Source organism: Bacillus sp. M6-12 (genome assembly GCF_002860285.1).
GTDB lineage: Bacteria > Bacillota > Bacilli > Bacillales > DSM-1321 > Peribacillus.
Genome location: NZ_PGVF01000034.1, coordinates 1 through 19,232 on the forward strand (window position 1 = coordinate 1; position 19,232 = coordinate 19,232).

The following is a 19,232-nucleotide window of genomic DNA, read 5'->3' on the forward strand; positions in this document are numbered from 1 at the left end:
CGAGTTTGTCTACAGTCTGAAGGATTTAGCTTACTCTTTGGCAGGAATCATATATGATAATGAAGAACTCCCTGAACCTATTCCTATTTCAAGCAATAACCTTTCTCAAGGGATGGAATTAATCAATGTAGAGACATCATTTGAACCATATGCAGAAGAAATACAGGAGCATTTAAAAGGTCGTCATTGGCATATTGGCTATTACGTCGAAGAAAATGATGAATATATAGAAGCAATTGGATTTAAAAATGACCAAGGAATGTGGGACATTTTTTATGAGGACTATTCAGAGGAAGAGGAACATCCTGATGATACTTTACTTTTTACCGTCAAACTACCTTCTGAAGCCGAAGAGAAATTTAACCAATTTGTTGAAAATGAAATTCTTAAGCGTCGTGGTTAGCTAAAGAAGGGATCGTCATTTGACGGTCCCTTCTTTTTAAGCGTAAACATTTTCTTAGATGGATTATGGAAATTAAGAAAGAACAGTGTATGAAGAATGTGTTAGTTGGGATGGAACCGACAGGGCATTGTTGGTTCAACCTGGCTCACATTTTATAACAAAATGAGATTTAAGTTCGTAGCTGTGAATCCCTTGCACGTCAAGAAAAGCAAGGAACTTGACGATAATTTCCCAGAAAAATGATGTGAAATATGCAGAAGTCATTGCACAGCTGGTCAAAGACGGAAGATACGCCGAACCTACGATACCACAAGGAGTTTATGCCGAGCTCCATGCGGCAAAGAAAATACGCGATCTTTTAACAGAGGACCTTCAAACGGTCCAAGGCCAGATGCATAACTGGATTGATCGGTACTTTCCAGAGTTTCTAACGGTCTTTAAGAATTGGGAGGGTAAGGCTGTATTACAATTCTTACGGCTATATGCTTTACCGCATGAGATAGAAAATTTCAAAGAAGACGCGTTACTTTCTCATCTGAGAAAATCCGTAACCCGGCGTGTGGGAATTAGTAAGATTCGGGAACTAAAGAAAGCAGCGAGTAAGTCCATCGGACTTCGGCAAGGATCTAATATGGCCAAATTGGAGCTGAAAACGTTACTCGATAAATATGAACTCATCCAACTTAAATTCGAAGAATTGGTTGCAACAATAGATACATTACTTGATGAAATACCAGGAGTTCCACAAATGTTGGCGATAAAGGGTGTTGGGAGAGATACAGTCGCTGGTTTTTTTGCGGAAGTTGGTGATCTGAAAGAATATATTTATCCCAGGCAGATTATTAAGCTGGCCGGCTTGAGTTTGAAAGAAAATACTTCTGGTAAACACAAGGGGAAAACCGCAAAAAGCTTAGGGCCCTGTTGTTTCGGGTTTGAATGATTCTTGTAGCTAAATAATCAGCGTTTAAGGCATTACATGTTTAATTTACCAACGCACAGATAATCCATTAAAAAAGATGCAGTCTCTTATTGCTTTGTGTAATAAATTGATCCATATCTTCTTTAGTATAAGTAAAAAGCAATTTGAATTTAGTGAAGAAAAAATGTTAAAAGATATCCCTCATATATCAGTTTCAAAGAAGGCAGAAATGGCCGCCTAAATTCTGTTTTACTTTTGGATGAATAATAGTGTTGTTTTATGATTTTTGGGACATTTGAAGCACGGATTAGTCGGCAAAGTAACTAAATTACGGGCTAAGACCCTGTGGGGCAGCATGGCCGACATCCACCTCATGGAAAGGTTGAACGAAGGAATTTGAGAGCGAAGACTATGTGAGGCATGGGAGGGTTGACCTCCATGAGAAATGTGGACATCCACTAGTGCGATCATATTTTTACTAAGCTACCAATTTCTGTAATAGGTGGGTTATGGGTTATATCTACTTTTCCTTTGAGGATCCAAATATACCCTTTCCAGTAATAAATCCCCAACATAAAACATTTACCGTTAGGTAAACAACTATGAAAATCTAAGAAAAACGAAGAAATCGGCTGTATTAGCTTCTTTTATTGAGGGAGGTTAGTTTAAGTGTAAACTTCACAAAGTTATAGAATGAAGCCGAACTTCCACTAATGGTGGAAGAGGAGTTGAAATTAACGTGACTTTCCATTAGACAAATGACCGATATCGAAATTGTTTAATCAATAAAGTATTTACACAGAGTAGAATTAAATAAAGCCGAATTTAACAAGGAAGTTGAGATAAGCCCCATAGTAAAATGAGCACCGAATCGGGATTCGGTGCCTTTTATATTTATCTATTTTCATCTGACCAATGGAGCAGCACATCCTCGATTTCTGGAGAACCGAAGTAGCAAAGGTGCAGTCCAAAGTCTGAAGTAAATATCTTCACTTTATCCAGATGAACAATACAGTTACCATCCCCTAAAAATATTTAGCACTCCAAGTATAAAAACATCTTAAAAAATGAAACCTTATCTATTAATCATTTCGTCATATATTTGCAGCTACACTAAAGGAGGGCCCACTTTTGAAGAAAGAACAAGAATTATTAAACAGGATAAGGAAGGGAGATAACGAGGCTTTTAGTCTTTTAGTAAAAGATTTATTGCCTTCAGCTTATCGAACTGCATTTTTAATTTTAAAATCTAAAGAATATGCTGAGGATGCCATGCAAAATGCTCTTGAGGGTGCGTACGTCAGTATTATGAAAAATAAAGATATTACCAATTTTAAAGCTTGGTTTTACCGAGTTGTTTATTCAAGAGCGATTGAACTTTATCGAAAAAATAATCGTGTCGTACATATGGAATATGAGGAAAGTCAAGGAAATAACAAAACAGCCAAAGTATCGACCCAACAGGTTGTCATTCAAAAAGAAAACCAGCAGGAAATGTTAACGCATATTATGACCCTAAGACGTGAAGAAAGTATCCCTCTTATTCTCCACTTTTATGAAGACTTGACAATCAAGGATGTTTCACTCGTCTTAAATGAAAATATCAACACCGTCAAAACGAGAATCAATCGAGGGAAGAAAAAGCTTGCTGAGAATTTATCACAATCAAGAAATTTTATTCAGGAGGTTAAGGCTAATGGTTTATAAAAATGAAGAAAAGCGTGAGTCACTAGACCATTTACAGGTTCCTGCCAGTCTTGAAACATTTATAGCCAAGCTTCCAGAACGTTATGAAAATGGAGAAATCAATCCTGAGATTGAAAACCAAATAGATAAAGAGTGGCATACTTTTTGCAGCGGGCAAAAAAAGACAGGGTTTAAGAAAAAAATGATCGCATTTTCATTATCATCGACAGCTGCAATATTTCTATTAGTTGGTTCTGTCTTTGTATCACCCGCAATGGCTGAGTTTGCTTCATCAATACCTTATTTAAGCTCTTTATTCAAGTCGAAACCTCTTTATGAGGAGGTTCAAGAAGCACTCGATCAAGAGAACTATGAATACGGCTCATTAGGTATGAGTATTTCTGATAAAGAAATCAGCGTGCGGTTTGAGGAATCAGAAGACTATTTCAAGGAAGTGAAACCAGCTGTCGAAGATCTCATCACGAATATTTTGAAAGCAAGAAACAATGATGCCTACAAAGTACGAGTGTTCTATGATCCAGATGCAGGAAAATTACAGGAACTTCCTAACAAAAGCAATGAAATAGTAGAACAAGAAAAAGATTTTAATAGGGTCACGGAATTAACTGGAGAAGTACTGAAGGAATATGGACATCCAATCGAAGGGATCGGTGTTCGAGAAGGAAAGATCTATATTGATTATATTCCAAGTACAGAAAAGCGACTAGACGAGATGAAGAGTGATATTACAAATAAGTTAAAACAAGAAGGTTTTACAGGTTATAAAATTAAACTCTACCTATATAATCCAGAACATGTTGATCGAGAAGGCAGAATCCTTCCTTTATTTCATACGATTACAGAAGGCTTAACAGCCAAGGCTGAATATAAAGTGTCGGGAATGGGCTACACAAATAAACGAGAACGTTTCTACATGGTAGTACGGACTACGGTATCATCAAAAGATTCTAATCGGGAAGAGGTTGTCGAAAAGATTGAACAGGCAATCAGCGATTTCCTTCAAACAGCAGAAGCACAAAAAGCAATTCAGGACGATATTTATGAAATTGAGATTGAGAGTAAAGATAAAAAGGTGCTAAAAACAATAAAGAATTAGTAAATCTAGTAGACCATCGTAGCAGATGGTCTAATTTTATAGTGTTAAGATGTTGGAATCATGTAGTTGAATAATTATGGAGAGATCTAAAAACACTCATTACATATCTTAAATGCTACTTTTTTTACCTTTAGTTATTATTTATACCCTCGTGGATCTTTAAGAACGTTTCTTATTTGAAAGGTTTTGCTTTTATTAGTCCATTTGGGTAACTAAGCTAGATCTTGGAAAGCCGTTCTGCTTTTCAAAAGGGCATTCCATTGTAAAAGCTTATTGGCACAGGCTATTACTGCTACTTTAAAGGGCATTACCTTCTTCGCGTTTCCTATCTTAGAATTCTCTCAATCTTTTATTGCGAGGGATTAGTTCATCCGTCGTTTTGCTTCTCCTACAGCGAATTGCACATCTAACGGCCATATACAGAGTGTGCCTAAGTCGGCTGGAACCACTTTTGGTGAACCTATTTACGGTGCCTCTGAATTTACCTGGTTCAAAGATACTCGAGTCAATACCAGCGAATGCGACAAGCTATTTAGGGTGATCAAACCGTTCAATCTCTCCAATTTCGGAAATGATCGTGGCAGCCTTCTTTTCTCCGATACCAGGGATTGATTGGATGATTTTATATTCTTTTATAATTTTAGCTAAAGTATCTATCTCTTCTTCAAATTTGGATAGATGCTTTTGGTATTCCAGAAGCATTTTTATATACATCTCCATGCTTAAAATATGGCTTTGGTAGAGATTTTCCTGAAAGGGATTTTGGGTTGCGGCAGCTAATAGGGCTATTGCTTTTGTATTAGCCCAGTTGATGGAACGCCTTGGACATAAATATTATGTCTATAAAATTGTAACCTTTAGCGTTTTTGTTCGTCTTATTTGTGAAAACATTTTTGGAGGGAAACTTATGAAAAAAATCTTTATTCTTTTAATGACAGCTTTCGCATTATTTACTTTTAGCATTGGTGCTTCAGCACAATCCAGTGGTGATTTATCAAGTAGTAAAGCAAAACAAATTGCCATAAGTGCTCATCACCATCATTGGAATGCAATGAATGGACACATTAGCAACGTTAAAAATTCAAAGTGCTATTCTGGAGCAGTTAAGATTAAAGGAGCGGATTATCGTTACTTCTGTAGTGAATTAGACACGAAAAAAAAATTAACTACTTACCTAAATGAAGTTTTTACATTGAATTCAATAAACAAGGCAATTAAACAATATTCGTTTATTGAATATAAAGGTAAGTTAATGCAACCGAACGCTGATGGGGGGACTATACTTGAATGGGAAAAGGCCACAAATAAACTTATCTTTTCTAAAAAAGATGTCCGCCAGTTTGAGTTTACGGTTCCTTATGGAGAAACGGTTAAGTACACAAAGAAAAAAGTTACTTTTGTTAAGGTTAATAATAAATGGCAAATAAATGACTTTAGTGCTGTAAGATAGATTGTACCTCCAATTTTTGGAGGTTTTTTTATGTGTGCCAGGCATGGCAACTATCTAGGTGGTGAAAGACCACTGTGGGGGTACACATCGACCAACCACTAAGGAAGCGCAAGGTACTTATCGTGAGGTAAGGGCTGGAGGAAGCGTGAAATAAAATCTTGGCTCGACGTACAGAAATCTGATACTAAGGCTTTATAAAGGGATGAGACTCCTAAATAGGTATCTTACCCTGGGAGGTCTTGCGGATGTACAGTAGTACAGTCGAAAAAGGTTACTCGCAAGAAGTCAGCAGAAGCCATAGCCCTTTTGCATAGTAAAACACGCAAACTTCCATTTCAAAGGATAAAAATAGATTACATGCAGCTGTAAAACTGGTCAGGGACTTGACCAGTTTATTAATGTGGAAAAATGTATTTATTTATTGGCAAGAGGATAATTCACCAGTCTTGTCCGTGAAAATAACAAGGGGGAGAAGTGGGTCCCTCATTTATTTAAGTTTAGAAAATTATAAAAAATTCGGTCACAACATTCTAGGGGGCTGAGAGCTGGAGCTGGAGATAGATACACTGCATTCATTATCAACAACTAAAAGCCTTCACAACATTGGTCATAAGCCAATTTCTTCGGAAGGTAAAAGGCGCCTTCTGTCACCTTTATCTTATGCTTTCGGGCAAATCAGGGCGCTTTCGCTTTTGTTCATAAGTGATCTGTTTTCTTGGAATACTGATGTTTTCCCATCTCTGCATTGTGTTCGGCCAGAAGATTTTTTTGATGGTTTTTTTCATTATTATTCTCAGGTCTTTTATCGTCATCTTTTGTTGTAGGGTTGGATTTAACCACGTTTAGCACTCCTTTCACCTTATACTGAGATTAATGTGTGCCTAAAAGTATGATTTTATGTATGTTGTAAGAGTTACCTGCTGATGTGCAGTCAGGAAGGGTGGCTTTTAAGAATCATTTTTGTTTTTCTTCACTCTTTTAAATGGCTGGATTTTACGGTTATAAGTCAGATCGATTAGACATTTAGAAATTTTTTACAACCACACTTCATTGTTATCGTCTAACTAAAGAAAGGATGATTTGATTGATTGAAAGAGAGAGGCCCTTGATGGATAGGCATGATGAATTCAGCAATGAAGATAGGCTGGAATGGTTAATGAATGAGTATGGACAAAGCATTACCCGTTTAGCCTTTACCTACACTAAGAATAAGCAGCTATCAGAAGATATAGCCCAGGAAGTCTTTATAAAGTGTTATCAAAAACTGGATGGGTTTAGGCATGAGGCCTCCTACAAAACCTGGCTTTACCGCATAACTGTAAACTTATGTAAAGATAAGCTTAGAAACTGGGCATATCGTAATATTGTTTTTACCGACATATTTCAAAAATGGAGCAAAACAACGGAATCACCTGAAAATGAATTGATTCATTACGAGAATAGCCGGTTAATTTCTGAAAAAATACTGACCCTGCCAGTAAAATATCGGGAAGTAATTATTTTATATTACTATGAGGAACTGACCTATAATCAAATTTCTGAACTGTTAAATCTGAACTTGCCAACAATCAAGTCCAGATTGCATCGAGCCCGCCTTTTGTTAAGAAAATTGCTTGAAGGGAGTAAGTAAGATGGATAACATGTTCGATAATTTGAAGGAAAAAATGAATGAAACGGTTTTGAGTGATATTAGTTTTGATGAGAAGCATAAACAAAAAGTTATGCGATCCATCAAGATTGTACAAAGCAAAAGGCGATTCAAGCTAAGACCGCAATTTGACCTTTTGCTAAGCATCTGCGTTACATGCTCGCTTATGGTCGGGATAAGCTATTTCACTGCAAGTAAATTGGGACTTTTGGAGGGAGACTCTTCAAGTGAAGAAAAAGTCCCTGAAATTAACAAACCGCAAAATAGTACTCAATACATACCTCCAAAGCAGGAAGAATCCTATGAGGATATGACGAAAGAACAGGTTCAACTGAAGCTATTGAATTCAGTTGACTACTTTCATACGGCAGAGGGGAAATTTGAAACCCTCCATGTTTATGACGATAACTCTGAAAGTACTTCTGTTGTAGAGTATAAGATAAGCATAAAAAACAAAATAGGCGGATATGACAAAGGTACCGATATTTACCCTGGCAATAAAGGGAGAAGAACACATGAAGCCATATTTAATGATCAGAAAGTCTGGCTCCTTGAAGACGATTCTATCATTGGCAAGATATATCAAGAGCATGATCATGAATATACACCGGACCAGGGTACATTAACCATTAATGACGTTTTTGTGGTCAATGAGGCAGGGGTAACTGAAACAATATTAAGGGAAAGGCCACCTGTAGGCGCTGCAGGTACGACGTTGTTTCCTTATGAAATGTTCGCAATCTATACAAAAGACAATAATCGTTGGCAAATAGAAAAACAAAATGAAGAAGTTTTAGGACATAATACAATTGTTTTAACGGGCAAGCTGGATAAAAAGACCGTTAGAGGAATGAAAGCTGGAACATTCCGTTTTTGGGCAGATAAAGATTCGGGTGTGTTAGTTAAATATGAGACTTACGATATCAATGGAAATATAACAAGCTATCTGCACCCGGAGAGTCTTCACATCAACATTCCGATTGATACAAAAGAGTTTGTTGCTAAACTCGAAGGTTATAAAAAGTTAGCAAAAAGAGGAATTGAATATAAAGATCCACGGGAAAAAGACATTAAGGTATTGGCAATTGCGGATGCGGATGATGAAGCAACGAAAAACGTGTTAAATATACTTAAAAAGCATATTCCGTTCTTATACGAATTTACTAACAGGGACCTGAAGCTGTTCTCTGCGAGCTACGAAAAATATAAAGATGATAAGCATGGCTATATAAGCTATAGCTATAAAAAGGATCCTAATGAAGTGGGATCAGGTACAAAGATGCTGTTCACCCGTTCCTATGATAAAGATACTGTTGTCCGTTCGTGGGGGGAATTTGATACTGAAAAAGGGGACCGGATAGATCAGTTTAGATTAAATGATATCGAGTGGGAGAGTTTTAAAATTCACGACAATAAAAATACCCATTTTATAGGAAGGAAAGGTGATTATATTTATGAGATAGTCAGCCAGGATATCAGTTATAAAGAGGCTAGGCTTTTATTGAAGTCATTTAATCCTGCTATGATGAAGTAAAATGATTGGTAAAGAAAAGGGACATTCCGCTGTCCCTTTTCAGTTTGTAGAAGATAAGTAACACAAGGAGGAAACAGGAGAATAAGGGTTCCACTGGAGTGTACATTTTGGGGGAGATTAAATTTTGAAAAAATTACTTTGCATTCCTTTATTATGTATCATCGCGTTCGATGTATGCCTGTATAGGCCTTCACATTATTACACATACGACTATTTAGTCCAAAGAATGGATTTTATTATATCAGATCTTTTATTCCTTTTGGCCGTAAGGGGTGTCTATAGGAAACTAAATTATCTGCAATTCAGGAATATTCTAGGACAAATCTTGTTTGCCAGTTTTTTTATTTACTTGTTTTTTGTATATAGAATTACGTTATTCCCTTTTCCGCTACTTATGTTTTTGGGATTTGCGGGGGATGCGGGACAGTTTACTGAAACAGCGAGATTCATTAAACAGATGATAGAATCTCACGTCTGGTTCAATTTTATTCCGTTTAAAACAATACATTCAGACCTTTTACATAACACATTTCATTTAGCAGGCAATTTGCTATTGCTTGCCCCATTAGCCTTTTATTTATTGATGTTTTATCCCAAAGATAAAATAGGCAAATTATTGTTTATTGTATTTATCACTTCGGTGAGTATAGAAACCATTCAATTCATTTTGACGTGTAGTTCCAGCTTTTTCACAAATACATATTATCGAGGCTTCGATATAGATGACATCATTTTAAACACAGTCGGCGGATTAGGGTTAGGCATTATCATGAAACCCCTTAAGTTGTCAAAGGCAGTTCAAGAGGGACAGGATGCACTAGGAAAATAGGACAAAAAAGGAAGAGGATGGTTTCCTCTTCCTTTTTAATAAAAGTTATTGATGCCCAAGCTGAAATGAAGCAGCTACTTGCTTTAACTTCAGTGACATTTGGTGGAACTCATTATACTCTATGCTATTTGGACGGTCAGCATATTGGTTCTCACTTGCAGGATTCATTGCATATACGAAGCCATCCTTACTTGCAAGTTTGACATAAAGGCCATCAGCATATCCGTCTTTTTCCCAGGTTTTTTCTGAAATTTTATCAATACTAAACAAGGTTCTCGCACTGACTGCAGAGTTTTTTGGTTTATATTTAAAAATCAGGCTTCCATCCTTTTCGGAAGCAGTGTATTTTGTATCCCAGGAAACAGGTATGGAAAAAGCGTATACGGCCGCACGGTAAGTAAATGTAGCTTCGTTGGCATATGGTGTGCGGAAGCTGATCACAGAGCCAGATCTAACAGTTACTTTATCCACGAACCAGTTTTTATTTACCTGCTTCACATCTATTGTGGCGGTTTCCTTGCCATGATTCCCGCTTGAAGTGGCAAGACTGAATTCAAATGTATATTGGAAAGCGGAGTGGCTTAATTTTTTTTCTTTCAATACCTTGTATGACTTTACCCATGGGCTGGATCCGCCGGTAACCCAGCCATTCTGGTCGAAATAGGCTTTGGTGCTTTGTTTAAGGCTCTTGGTGAATAAAGCATATTGATATGCTCCGTTTCTGCTGGAAAGTGCCTTTGCCCATTGATCCGCTGCTGACTTTGCACTGGTGGGTGCCAGAACTTGTTCTAATAGTGAAACTTGAAGTTTAAGGTTCTCTGACTCTTGAGAATTGAAAGCAGTGTAGCTGGTTTGGATGGACACCTTATTGTGGCTTTTTAAGTCAGGGCCAGCAGCAAGCGCGCTGCCACTTAACGCTGTGAATAGAGCTATGGAGCTTGTAAGAATAGCGAGTTTTTTATTCATAAAACATCCTTCTTTCCTTAAAAGTATTTTTTCATTAATTTAGTTTGCCAAAAGGCCCCTAAATTGTTTTCATAATTAAAGACGCTGGAAAGTTACAAGTGTTACACTTGTTTTAAAATTATTGTAACTTTAGTAATATATACTGCTTGGAACCATGGAGGAAATTTTGGCATGTGCTTTCCCCATGATTTCCCTCCTTGCGTCCGTATCATAAAAGAAATACTAAAATTAAAAATTCGTATGAAGTTGTATGGTTTAGCCTCGTTCACACCGCCTAAATTATGTTAGCATCTGCTATCTTCCATGCATAGACTGGGAGTTAAAACTCATGAAAGCTTTTTGAGAAATGATTTATTTTCCTAAAACTAGGAAATATAGATAAAATGAGATGAGGAAGGATGGGGTGCATGAAGAAGAAATCTATTCGAGCTATTATTGTTATCGGTGTTAACGCAGGTTACGGAAAGAATGAAGAAACTGATCCTCTTCAAAAGGCAGTTTTAGCCTGGCAGAAAATAGCAGACGAGTTATATGCAGAAAAGGATGTTTATGTGTCAGCAATTGCTCATAAAAGTAAGGCAGTATATAGAAGTGAATGGGGATGCCCAGAAGGAGGGGAAGATACTGTAACATTCACAGCAAGTTCAAACCCTAAATATAATAGTGATATAGACCGCTGGAAGGAAGCCGTGATGGCTGTCACGAAAAAGCTGAAAGAGATGCTCGGACAAGATACAGTCACATTGGAATTTGAAGAAACAGAAATATTGTTTTTTGACTGATAAAAGTTGCACATGCTATACAGGGAGATAAAAATTAAAAGCAGCCAGCTTATGCTGACTGCGCGTAATAATTATATTCTTTTGCTGCCTATGTATCTTGGTTTCCAATAAGAGGCGTCCAATGAATCAATTCTTACGCCTTTTGAACTTGAAGCGTGGAGGAACTTGTTGTTTCCAACGTATATACCGGCGTGTGAAGCTCCTTTTTTATATGTAGTAAAAAATACTAAATCGCCTTTTTGAAGTTCTGATTTAGCAACAGGAGTGCCCTTTGCGAAGATTGAAGCAGCAGTCCGTGGCAATGTTTTTCCTGTAGCTTGTTTGTATGTATATCCCAGAAAACCGGAACAGTCAAATCCTTTTGGAGTTGTTCCGCCGAATTTATATTTTGTTCCTATGTATTTCATTCCTTCGGCTACTATGTCGTTAGAGGAAGCCTCAGCGGTGTTAAAAGGAGTAAGCAAACTAATCAATATGCTAAGTGATAATAAAGCAGCAACTGCAATCTTCTTCATTTAATCCTCCAACAATTTAGAAAGTTCTGTCTTTCCTTCAATAAATTTACTATATCAAAATTTTGAAAAAACTTAGGTTACAACTCTATTAAGTTTTGTTACAGGAATATTACAAAAACGACATAATAGTTCCGAAACTGACATAATAGCCGGACGCAAAATGATCAGATATTACAACAACAAAAAAATAAGAGAATACTAGCGTGATTCATACTTAATTTAACGGGAAAAACTGACATCCTTTGTATGCCCAAAGCGGTAAGAGTCCATGGTACAATATAGTTAGCCATTGTGAAGGAGGGGACAGGATGGACTTTTCTCATATTATTGCTGAGGACAAGATAAAGAAAGCAATAAAGGCAGGCGAGTTTGACAATCTGCCGGGCCACGGAAAACTATTAGTAATGGAAGATCTGTCAGCAATTCCCGAAGATCTGCGCATGGCTTACAAGATGATGAAAAATGCTGGAATGGTTGAGGATGAGGGATCATATAAAAAAGAGTTTATGCGTATTGAGGACCTGCTGGCAAACTGCGGGGATAGCACAAAAAAGAAGGAACTTGAGCAGCAGCTTACAGAAAAACGGATGCGCTATCAAAAATATAAACAAAAAAACACATCTCATTCATCCGTCTTTAAAGAATATCAAAGCAAACTGAATGATTTGCTTTCATAATATTATAGAAGGAATCAGCCCTCAAAAAAATAACGAGGGCTTTTTTCTGTGGAAAAAGGGCGGAGAGGATGCAACGATTGTTCGGCAATGGTTTTGCTTCGCTCACACTCCTTTTTTTGTGTTTGCATGTGCTGCTGACTATTTATGAATATTTCTATACATAGGCTTAAAGTTAAAATAAAACTCTTTCATGTTTTTTGGGGGTGGGGTGTCTCTCTGATTGGCTAAATGACACCTTTGGAAAATGGGTATTTATTAACCTTATAGTAAAAATTTAAAATAGGTTCATTTTTTTGGCATATTTACCGATATAATCAAAGAGCAACTTGAATTTTTGAAGAACGGGTGAGTTTAGTGGATAAAGCTTCGATATTAGGGTTTATATTAGGATTAATAGGTGTCTTTGTGGGTATGTACTTTAAACACGTCCCGCCATCGGTATTATTAAACCCTGCAGCCATTTTAATTATTATAGTAGGAACAATTGGCGCGGTAGTTACCGCTTTTCCAATGTCTGAATTAAAAAAAGTCCCTAAATTGTTTAAAATTATATTCACCGAGCAGGTACTGACAACTCCTGAAGAGCTCATCAAGACATTTTCTGAGTGGGCGGTCATTGCCCGTAAGGAAGGTTTGCTTGCACTTGAAGGGATTGCAGAGCAGGTTGAAAACCAGTTTTTAAAAAATGGTTTAAATCTTGCGGTAGAGGGACAAAGCGCCGATTATATAAGGGATATTCTTTCTGAGGAAATTGATGCTATGGAAGAAAGGCATCTTGCAGGGGCCGCTATTTTCACTCAGGCCGGTACATATGCTCCGACGCTCGGAGTTCTTGGAGCAGTAGTGGGATTGATTGCTGCACTTGGAAATATGAAAGATACGGATGCGCTTGGAATCGCAATCTCGGCCGCATTTGTCGCAACATTGATGGGGATTTATACCGGGTACGTTTTGTGGCACCCTTTTGCAAATAAACTGAAGCGTAAATCGAAACAAGAGGTACGCATTAAGCAGATGATGATAGAAGGGATCCTGTCCATCATTGAAGGTGAAGCTCCGCGGACCATAGAACAAAAGCTGACATCCTATTTGCCGGCAGAAGAAAGGAAAAAGTGGCTCGAAGGAGGCATGAAGCAGGATGGCTAGACGGAAAAAGCTTAAGCATCATGAAGAACATATCGATGAATCATGGTTAATTCCCTATGCGGATTTGTTAACGCTACTGCTTGCTTTGTTTATCGTACTGTTTGCCTCGAGCTCTGTTGATGCAAATAAATTTCAGCAGATGTCGAATGTTTTTAACCAGATTTTCAGCGGCGGAACGGGTGTGATGGACTACCCGGCACCTGTACCTAAGGCATCTTCTTCTTCTACGGATAAAGAAGAAAAAACAGCGGAAACTCTCAAGAAGGCTGACGGAAAAGGAAGCTTTGGACAGCAGGAACAGAAAGAACTTGGGGAAATTCAGGATCGGGTAAATCAATATATCCAAAAGAAACAGCTTACTGATAAAATCGGTACTAACCTTACAGAAGAAGGCCTGTTACTGACTATCCGGGATAATGTATTATTCGAATCAGGAAGTGCAGAAGTAAGGGAAATACACAAGGGGATTTCCAAAGAAATATCAGAATTGCTGGTAATGGACCCTCCAAGAAATATTGTAATTAGCGGGCATACGGATAATGTTCCTATCCAAACATATCAATTTAGCTCCAATTGGGACTTAAGCGTCATGCGGGCCGTCAATTTTATGAAAATCATGCTTGAAAATGGAAAACTGGATCCTGAATGGTTTAGTGCAACAGGGTTTGGGGAGTTTAAGCCGATTACCTCCAATGATTCAGCTACCGGAAAATCAAAGAATCGGCGAGTGGAGATATTGATAAAGCCGAGAACACCGCTTGAATAAAAAAGCATGATTGCCTTATTGAACGGCAGGATTATTAACAATATGCAAGAAAAACCCCTGTGAACACAGGGGTTTTTGCGTTGGGAGATATTATCAGGTCTAGTTAGTTTCTTTATTTTCAACTAATGTTACTGCTGGTTTGCATAGATGATCCATCCAAAAACCAATCCCAATCATGCAGCCGATCGGTATAACGTAGTTTAGAACGTGAAGAATTGTCATGTGATTTCCTCCCAATAAAGAATATCGCCTGGATCTTGTTAATGGTATTATATGGAAAAGTTCACAGAGTAGACAAATAATTACCCCTGAATATTCAAATATTTTTCTGGAATTTAAAAAAGAATTAGCAATTCAGCGAAAACTAAAAAACCATGCCGAAAAATTTCATGATTTTTAACTTCAACCCAGGCATGGGAAAAAGGAATAAGCAGTCAGTTCGTGCAAATAAAATACGAGGCTAAACGGTAACACTTCATAAATCTTTTATATTTTCACTACAATTAGTTTTTTATCAGATAAATCGGTTCAGTTAAGCCCTTTTCCGCAGAAATAAAAAAGTGCCGGATAAACCTTTATAAAAAAGGGCCACCGGCTTCTTTTCATTTATTTTATGACTCAAATAATTGATTCCGCAGTCTTCTTTTGTTTTCTGCCATGCAGCAGATATTATAATATCAATCCTATTAGGATGATGAGTGACGCTGAAAGATACATAAATGAATAACTGGTTTTAGCGGCAATCATCCCCATAAAGAATGAATCCGCTCCTGCCAATCTCGAGACTGTATCCACTGGTAATAAATAAGCATTCCGAGTCACCTTATCTAAATGGACGTTTAGTTTTTGCAAAAGGGGGGAACAAATTAAAGGTGCCTAATTATTAATTTTGAGGGAGCTGAAATCTATGAGCAAGAAAATTGCAACGGTGATTACTTCGATGTTTGAGGACTCAGAATATACAGAACCTGCCCAGGCATTTAAAGAAGCTGGACATACAGTTGTAACGATTGAAAAAGAAAAAGGGAAAACTGTAGAAGGTAAACAGGGAGAAGCAACAGTAACGATTGATGAATCAATAGACAATGTAAATCATGAAGATTTCGATGCCCTCTTTATCCCAGGAGGTTTTTCCCCTGACCAGCTCCGTGCAGATGAACGATTTGTATCATTTGCCAAAGCCTTTATGGATGCAAATAAACCTGTGTTCGCGATTTGCCATGGCCCACAGCTTCTCTTAACGGCTAAAACACTGGAGGGGCGAACGGCCACTGGTTATAAATCAATCCAGGTAGACATGGAATATGCTGGAGTCACATTTAAGGATGAAGAAGTGGTTGTATGCGGTGAGCAGCTTGTGACAAGCCGTCAGCCCGATGATATACCGGCATTTAACCGTGAAGCATTAAGACTGCTGGGGTAACGGCCAGACAGAACTTAAACTGAGGAACGAATAAACCCCTGAAGTCAGGGGTTTATTTGTGTAGATACATAAAGTTTTTGCATAAATGTTAATGAGCTTGCTGTTGTTTGATGCAATTTTTATAAAAATCCCGATTCGATGAATTTTATTGTGGTAAGGCCTCACACTTAAAAGCCGTCAGTATAGAATAAAAAGAATGAATGATGACCGGTTTTGGAGAATAAGATATCCTTTATATAAGGGTCTTTTCGTTGTTTTTAGCGAATGAGATGAGTAGAATAGGTAGATAAGACTGTAAGCAAGAGGAAGTGTTCGCATGATTGTATTGAAATCAGACAGGGAGATAAAGGCGATGCAAGAGTCAGGGGAAATCCTGGCTTCCTGCCATAAGGCGCTGGCGAAGCTGATTGTCCCAGGTGCCACCACATGGGAAATAGAGGAGTTTGTCAGCCAGTACCTTAAGAAGCATGGAGCTACCCCAGAGCAAAAAGGGTATAAGGGGTATGAATATGCAACCTGTGCAAGTATTAATGAAGAGATTTGCCATGGATTCCCGAGAAAAGCACCGTTAAAGTCAGGAGATATTGTTACAATTGATATGGTGGTTAACTATAAAGGCGCTCTCTCTGATTCGGCCTGGACCTATAAAGTAGGAGAAGTATCGAAGGAAACAGAACGACTTCTTAAGGTTACCGAGGAATGTTTATATAAAGGAATTGAGCAAGCCGCAGCAGGGAATCGGATTGGTGATATCGGCCATGCCATCCAAACACATGCAGAAGGCAATGGGTTTTCGGTTGTGAGAGACTTTATTGGTCATGGCATCGGTACTGTTATTCATGAAAAACCTGAAGTGCCGCACTATGGACTTCCCAATCGGGGTCTCCGCTTAAAGGAAGGAATGGTCTTTACGATTGAACCGATGATTAACGCGGGGACCTACCAATCTGTCCGTGATGCAAATGGCTGGACAGCGTCAACAGCAGACGGAAAGTACTCGGCCCAATATGAACATACAATTGCGATAATGAAGGATGGGCCGCTAATCCTTACACAGCAATAATAGCATTTCTAAATAGACCTATTTTCTGATTGGACGTTCCAAAGAAGATAGGTCTTCTTCTAAATTCATCATTTTATCGTCTATAATTGATTTTGCATCCTTAATGGCCTCGTTATAAATGAACGGTCCGATTTCCTTTAGGGCAAAGTTCATAAAATCTTCGGCTGCTATTTCACCGATTTCCTCTCCGTTCTGCCGGTAAAAGTATTCCTGTATACTGCGAATTATATGATCCTTGTGGTCTCTTGGGAATTTTATATTCAAAGCTAATATGGCTCCTTTTTATGATGAACTTTTATACCCGGGCGTAGTACCCGGGTATCCTGGTTTTAATATTTCCTTTTAACAGGGATAGTTATATTCTGATAGTTTAATACGAACCAGTCAAAAAAGCTGTTATCGTCAATATTAAAAATAGGAATGTCATAATTTTTCCTTTTTGCTTTATCCATGACTGCTGGCCAGCATAGTAAAACTTTAATATTTTTAAGTTCATCTGCCAAAACAAAATCATCCGGACCTTTTAGAAGTATAGCTTTAGGATAAGAAAGATGCTTATAACCTTCAATCAAGATCAATTCAGGCTTAAAGAAACTGAGAAGAGCAAGCATGGCATCAATTTTGTCTGACTGTTCCAGTCTTCCGAGCAGATGGAGAGCTTCCTCTCCTTCCGCCATTGAGACAATAGCACCGGACCGAAAGTGCTTTACAGAGTCCTTTTGTTCTTCAGCATCCGGTTCACCGCCGTGGCCATGATGCTTCAAGACAGCCGTTTTAAGTCCGGAGAAATCTAACTCTCGAATCAACTTGGAAATAACGGTTGTTTTTCCGGTATTCTGAAAGCCGACTATTTGAAATAATAAGGGAGCTACCATGGCCATTCGCTGCCGGTTTGGTCATCCAGCATCAGAATTTCCACTGTATCACCCTCTCTGAATCCACGGGTACCCCCAGGAAGCACAGCGAGGGAATTGGATCCTGCCAGGCTCATAATAATGTTCGATTTGTCAACTCCGCTTGGTGTTACACAAAGTCTCCCGTCTTGAAAATACATTTGAGTCCTGACGAAACGGGTAAACGGGTTTGCCTTTGGAAAATCTGCTTTTAATATACCTTTTTCCTTTCGGAGGTGCGGATTTTTGCAATACAGCATCGTCCGGACGATTGGACGGACGAACAGCTCAAATCCCACATAGCAGGCAGATGGATTTCCGGATAGGCCAAACAATAGCTTTCCATTATGCGCTGCCACAGTAGTTACACTCCCGGGGCGCATTCCTACCTTGTTAAAAAGAACCTCAGCACCAAGCTTTGCGTAAATATCCGGCATTAAATCATAATCTCCTACTGAAACTCCTCCTGTTGTAATTAAGAGGTCAACCTTTTCTAAAGCTTGTTGAATCGCAGAAAAGCTTGCATCAAATTCATCCTTTAGCTTACCAAAGTAGATAAAATCCGCACCGGAGCGGAGAATCTGGGAAGAAATCATATAGGAGTTGCTGTTCCGTATTTTACCCGGCTGTAATGGTTCATTGACTTCTAGCAGTTCCGAGCCTGTTGCAAACAAACCGATCACTGGTTTCTTGGCGACGGGCACAGAATCGTAGCCGAAGGTAGCCAGCATGGCTTTAATGCCAGGATTAATTATCGTTCCCTTTGAGACAAGAATGTCGCCTTCTTTTGCATCTTCACCTTTAAATGAGACATTTTCACCCTTTTTAAGTGAGCGCTTGAAGGTGATATACTTTTTGCCATTCACCTCTGATTCTGAAGTTAGCTCCAGCATTAAAACTGCATCACATTCCTCAGGCATCTGGGTGCCGGTCATGATTCTAACTGCCTGATAGGGCATTACCTGCTGATTGGGCACCATGCCCGCTCCAAGCTCTTCTATTACTTCAAATGTTAAAGGGTTGTCAGTCGAAGCATCCTTTGAATCCTCAGACCGTAACGCGAAGCCGTCGTAAGGCGCCCTGTCAAAATGCGGAACATCATGGGTGGCAGTCAGATCTTCTGCCAAATATCGGTTATCGCAATCCTCAATGGAAACAAATTCGGTTCTTCCTGGAAGCTTTTTACTCATTACTTTTTCCACTGCATCCGAAATACTTATAGGCTTCCGTCTTTCCAACATTTACTTCACTCCCCTATGTACTGGTAAAGAACGTTTTAAGTTGCTTACTACAAATAATATACAAACTTTATATGAAAGGACAAATATTGAAAATGAAAAACGTCACTTTATCATTTTTTTTGTGATGACAGCAGTTTTTATGAAAAAGTTTTTTCGGAAAATCTATGGCTCTCC

General features: G+C 38.4%; 20 protein-coding genes and 2 pseudogenes. 14 read left to right on the top strand and 8 right to left on the bottom strand.

The genetic code is table 11. From position 1 onward, the window contains the following. From CVD28_RS26380 to CVD28_RS26395, 4 genes and pseudogenes are all read left to right on the top strand, one after another. A partial coding sequence (locus tag CVD28_RS26380) for a HicB family protein (RefSeq protein WP_101597636.1) occupies window positions 1-403 on the top strand: 403 nt, incomplete at its 5' end. A 44-nt stretch (window positions 404-447) separates the two neighbouring features. Beyond that, a pseudogene (locus CVD28_RS29420) lies at window positions 448-1,563 on the top strand (IS110 family transposase); the annotation flags it as partial. A gap of 890 nt (window positions 1,564-2,453) precedes the next feature. After that, entirely contained in the window at window positions 2,454-3,029 is a 576-nt protein-coding gene (locus CVD28_RS26390) for an RNA polymerase sigma factor (protein WP_180954321.1), read from the top strand. Next, window positions 3,019-4,125 (top strand): DUF4030 domain-containing protein, encoded by a 1,107-nt coding sequence (locus CVD28_RS26395; RefSeq protein ID WP_180954322.1) that lies wholly within the window; start codon window positions 3,019-3,021, stop codon window positions 4,123-4,125. The genes CVD28_RS26390 and CVD28_RS26395 overlap by 11 nt, the downstream gene beginning before the upstream one ends. Before the next feature lie 212 nt (window positions 4,126-4,337). On the opposite strand, the pseudogene CVD28_RS29000 reads toward CVD28_RS26395, so the two are convergent. Then, window positions 4,338-4,953 (bottom strand): annotated as a pseudogene (locus CVD28_RS29000) (transposase); the annotation flags it as partial. A gap of 79 nt (window positions 4,954-5,032) precedes the next feature. Between CVD28_RS29000 and CVD28_RS26410 the strand changes: the two are divergent. Then, window positions 5,033-5,575, top strand: a complete 543-nt coding sequence (locus CVD28_RS26410) for an IseA DL-endopeptidase inhibitor family protein (protein WP_101597641.1) — start codon at window positions 5,033-5,035, stop codon at window positions 5,573-5,575. 696 nt (window positions 5,576-6,271) lie between these two features. Here CVD28_RS26410 and CVD28_RS26415 read toward each other — a convergent pair. Next, window positions 6,272-6,415, bottom strand: coding sequence for a DUF3941 domain-containing protein (locus CVD28_RS26415; RefSeq protein ID WP_101597642.1), 144 nt, complete (start codon window positions 6,413-6,415; stop codon window positions 6,272-6,274). 268 nt (window positions 6,416-6,683) lie between these two features. On the opposite strand from CVD28_RS26415, the gene CVD28_RS26420 reads away from it, so the two are divergent. From CVD28_RS26420 to CVD28_RS26430, 3 genes are all read left to right on the top strand, one after another. Next, window positions 6,684-7,205 (top strand): sigma-70 family RNA polymerase sigma factor, encoded by a 522-nt coding sequence (locus tag CVD28_RS26420; protein ID WP_180954324.1) that lies wholly within the window; start codon window positions 6,684-6,686, stop codon window positions 7,203-7,205. Window position 7,206: 1 nt separating this feature from the next. Continuing rightward, complete coding sequence (locus tag CVD28_RS26425) at window positions 7,207-8,757, top strand: hypothetical protein (protein WP_101597643.1); 1,551 nt, start codon at window positions 7,207-7,209, stop codon at window positions 8,755-8,757. 226 nt (window positions 8,758-8,983) lie between these two features. Then, on the top strand, window positions 8,984-9,586 hold the full coding sequence (locus tag CVD28_RS26430) for a VanZ family protein (RefSeq protein WP_257985996.1): 603 nt from the start codon (window positions 8,984-8,986) through the stop codon (window positions 9,584-9,586). A gap of 45 nt (window positions 9,587-9,631) precedes the next feature. On the opposite strand, the gene CVD28_RS26435 is transcribed toward CVD28_RS26430, so the two are convergent. After that, window positions 9,632-10,552 (bottom strand): hypothetical protein, encoded by a 921-nt coding sequence (locus CVD28_RS26435; protein ID WP_101597645.1) that lies wholly within the window; start codon window positions 10,550-10,552, stop codon window positions 9,632-9,634. A 407-nt stretch (window positions 10,553-10,959) separates the two neighbouring features. Between CVD28_RS26435 and CVD28_RS26440 the strand changes: the two genes are divergently transcribed. Beyond that, complete coding sequence (locus CVD28_RS26440; protein ID WP_101597646.1) at window positions 10,960-11,334, top strand: hypothetical protein; 375 nt, start codon at window positions 10,960-10,962, stop codon at window positions 11,332-11,334. Between the two features lie 71 nt (window positions 11,335-11,405). On the opposite strand, the gene CVD28_RS26445 is transcribed toward CVD28_RS26440, so the two are convergent. Further along, window positions 11,406-11,849: a C40 family peptidase gene (locus tag CVD28_RS26445; protein ID WP_101597647.1), complete on the bottom strand. Its 444-nt coding sequence runs from the start codon at window positions 11,847-11,849 to the stop codon at window positions 11,406-11,408. A 308-nt stretch (window positions 11,850-12,157) separates the two neighbouring features. Here CVD28_RS26445 and CVD28_RS26450 point away from each other — a divergent pair, with 308 nt between their 5' ends. The 3 genes from CVD28_RS26450 to motB all read left to right on the top strand — a co-directional run bounded on the left by CVD28_RS26450 (window position 12,158) and on the right by motB (window position 14,438). Beyond that, window positions 12,158-12,526, top strand: coding sequence for a J-domain-containing protein (locus CVD28_RS26450; protein ID WP_101597648.1), 369 nt, complete (start codon window positions 12,158-12,160; stop codon window positions 12,524-12,526). A gap of 354 nt (window positions 12,527-12,880) precedes the next feature. Next, entirely contained in the window at window positions 12,881-13,672 is a 792-nt protein-coding gene (motA, locus tag CVD28_RS26455) for a flagellar motor stator protein MotA (protein WP_101597649.1), read from the top strand. Next, on the top strand, window positions 13,665-14,438 hold the full coding sequence (motB, locus tag CVD28_RS26460) for a flagellar motor protein MotB (protein ID WP_101597650.1): 774 nt from the start codon (window positions 13,665-13,667) through the stop codon (window positions 14,436-14,438). The genes motA and motB overlap by 8 nt, the downstream gene beginning before the upstream one ends. 99 nt (window positions 14,439-14,537) lie before the next feature. Here motB and CVD28_RS29005 read toward each other — a convergent pair whose 3' ends face one another. Continuing rightward, entirely contained in the window at window positions 14,538-14,660 is a 123-nt protein-coding gene (locus CVD28_RS29005) for a hypothetical protein (protein WP_257985994.1), read from the bottom strand. A 685-nt stretch (window positions 14,661-15,345) separates the two neighbouring features. Between CVD28_RS29005 and CVD28_RS26465 the strand changes: the two genes are divergently transcribed. Together CVD28_RS26465 and map are read left to right on the top strand one after the other, a co-directional pair. Next, entirely contained in the window at window positions 15,346-15,861 is a 516-nt protein-coding gene (locus CVD28_RS26465; RefSeq protein ID WP_101597651.1) for a type 1 glutamine amidotransferase domain-containing protein, read from the top strand. Window positions 15,862-16,177: 316 nt separating this feature from the next. Further along, complete coding sequence (gene map, locus CVD28_RS26470) at window positions 16,178-16,924, top strand: type I methionyl aminopeptidase (protein WP_101597652.1); 747 nt, start codon at window positions 16,178-16,180, stop codon at window positions 16,922-16,924. 18 nt (window positions 16,925-16,942) lie between these two features. On the opposite strand, the gene CVD28_RS26475 is transcribed toward map, so the two are convergent. The 3 genes from CVD28_RS26475 to CVD28_RS26485 form a co-directional block, all read right to left on the bottom strand. Further along, window positions 16,943-17,188, bottom strand: a complete 246-nt coding sequence (locus CVD28_RS26475; protein WP_101597653.1) for a DUF2164 domain-containing protein — start codon at window positions 17,186-17,188, stop codon at window positions 16,943-16,945. 65 nt (window positions 17,189-17,253) lie between these two features. Then, on the bottom strand, window positions 17,254-17,799 hold the full coding sequence (gene mobB, locus CVD28_RS26480; protein WP_180954325.1) for a molybdopterin-guanine dinucleotide biosynthesis protein B: 546 nt from the start codon (window positions 17,797-17,799) through the stop codon (window positions 17,254-17,256). Continuing rightward, complete coding sequence (locus CVD28_RS26485; protein ID WP_101597655.1) at window positions 17,793-19,058, bottom strand: molybdopterin molybdotransferase MoeA; 1,266 nt, start codon at window positions 19,056-19,058, stop codon at window positions 17,793-17,795. Before CVD28_RS26485 ends, mobB begins: the two co-directional genes overlap by 7 nt. Window positions 19,059-19,232 lie beyond the last annotated feature (174 nt).

What these genes read in the sequence shown, in the direction of transcription:
- CVD28_RS26395 (WP_180954322.1), top strand. Translation starts at nt 3,019, where the DNA reads ATGGTTTATAAAAATGAAGAAAAGCGTGAGTCACTAGACCATTTACAG.
- CVD28_RS26410 (WP_101597641.1), top strand. Translation starts at nt 5,033, where the DNA reads ATGAAAAAAATCTTTATTCTTTTAATGACAGCTTTCGCATTATTTACT.
- CVD28_RS26420 (WP_180954324.1), top strand. Translation starts at nt 6,684, where the DNA reads ATGGATAGGCATGATGAATTCAGCAATGAAGATAGGCTGGAATGGTTA.
- CVD28_RS26425 (WP_101597643.1), top strand. Translation starts at nt 7,207, where the DNA reads ATGGATAACATGTTCGATAATTTGAAGGAAAAAATGAATGAAACGGTT.
- CVD28_RS26430 (WP_257985996.1), top strand. Translation starts at nt 8,984, where the DNA reads ATGGATTTTATTATATCAGATCTTTTATTCCTTTTGGCCGTAAGGGGT.
- CVD28_RS26435 (WP_101597645.1), bottom strand. Translation starts at nt 10,552, where the DNA reads ATGAATAAAAAACTCGCTATTCTTACAAGCTCCATAGCTCTATTCACA.
- CVD28_RS26440 (WP_101597646.1), top strand. Translation starts at nt 10,960, where the DNA reads ATGAAGAAGAAATCTATTCGAGCTATTATTGTTATCGGTGTTAACGCA.
- CVD28_RS26445 (WP_101597647.1), bottom strand. Translation starts at nt 11,849, where the DNA reads ATGAAGAAGATTGCAGTTGCTGCTTTATTATCACTTAGCATATTGATT.
- CVD28_RS26450 (WP_101597648.1), top strand. Translation starts at nt 12,158, where the DNA reads ATGGACTTTTCTCATATTATTGCTGAGGACAAGATAAAGAAAGCAATA.
- motB (WP_101597650.1), top strand. Translation starts at nt 13,665, where the DNA reads ATGGCTAGACGGAAAAAGCTTAAGCATCATGAAGAACATATCGATGAA.
- CVD28_RS29005 (WP_257985994.1), bottom strand. Translation starts at nt 14,660, where the DNA reads ATGACAATTCTTCACGTTCTAAACTACGTTATACCGATCGGCTGCATG.
- CVD28_RS26465 (WP_101597651.1), top strand. Translation starts at nt 15,346, where the DNA reads ATGAGCAAGAAAATTGCAACGGTGATTACTTCGATGTTTGAGGACTCA.
- map (WP_101597652.1), top strand. Translation starts at nt 16,178, where the DNA reads ATGATTGTATTGAAATCAGACAGGGAGATAAAGGCGATGCAAGAGTCA.
- mobB (WP_180954325.1), bottom strand. Translation starts at nt 17,799, where the DNA reads ATGGTAGCTCCCTTATTATTTCAAATAGTCGGCTTTCAGAATACCGGA.
- CVD28_RS26485 (WP_101597655.1), bottom strand. Translation starts at nt 19,058, where the DNA reads ATGTTGGAAAGACGGAAGCCTATAAGTATTTCGGATGCAGTGGAAAAA.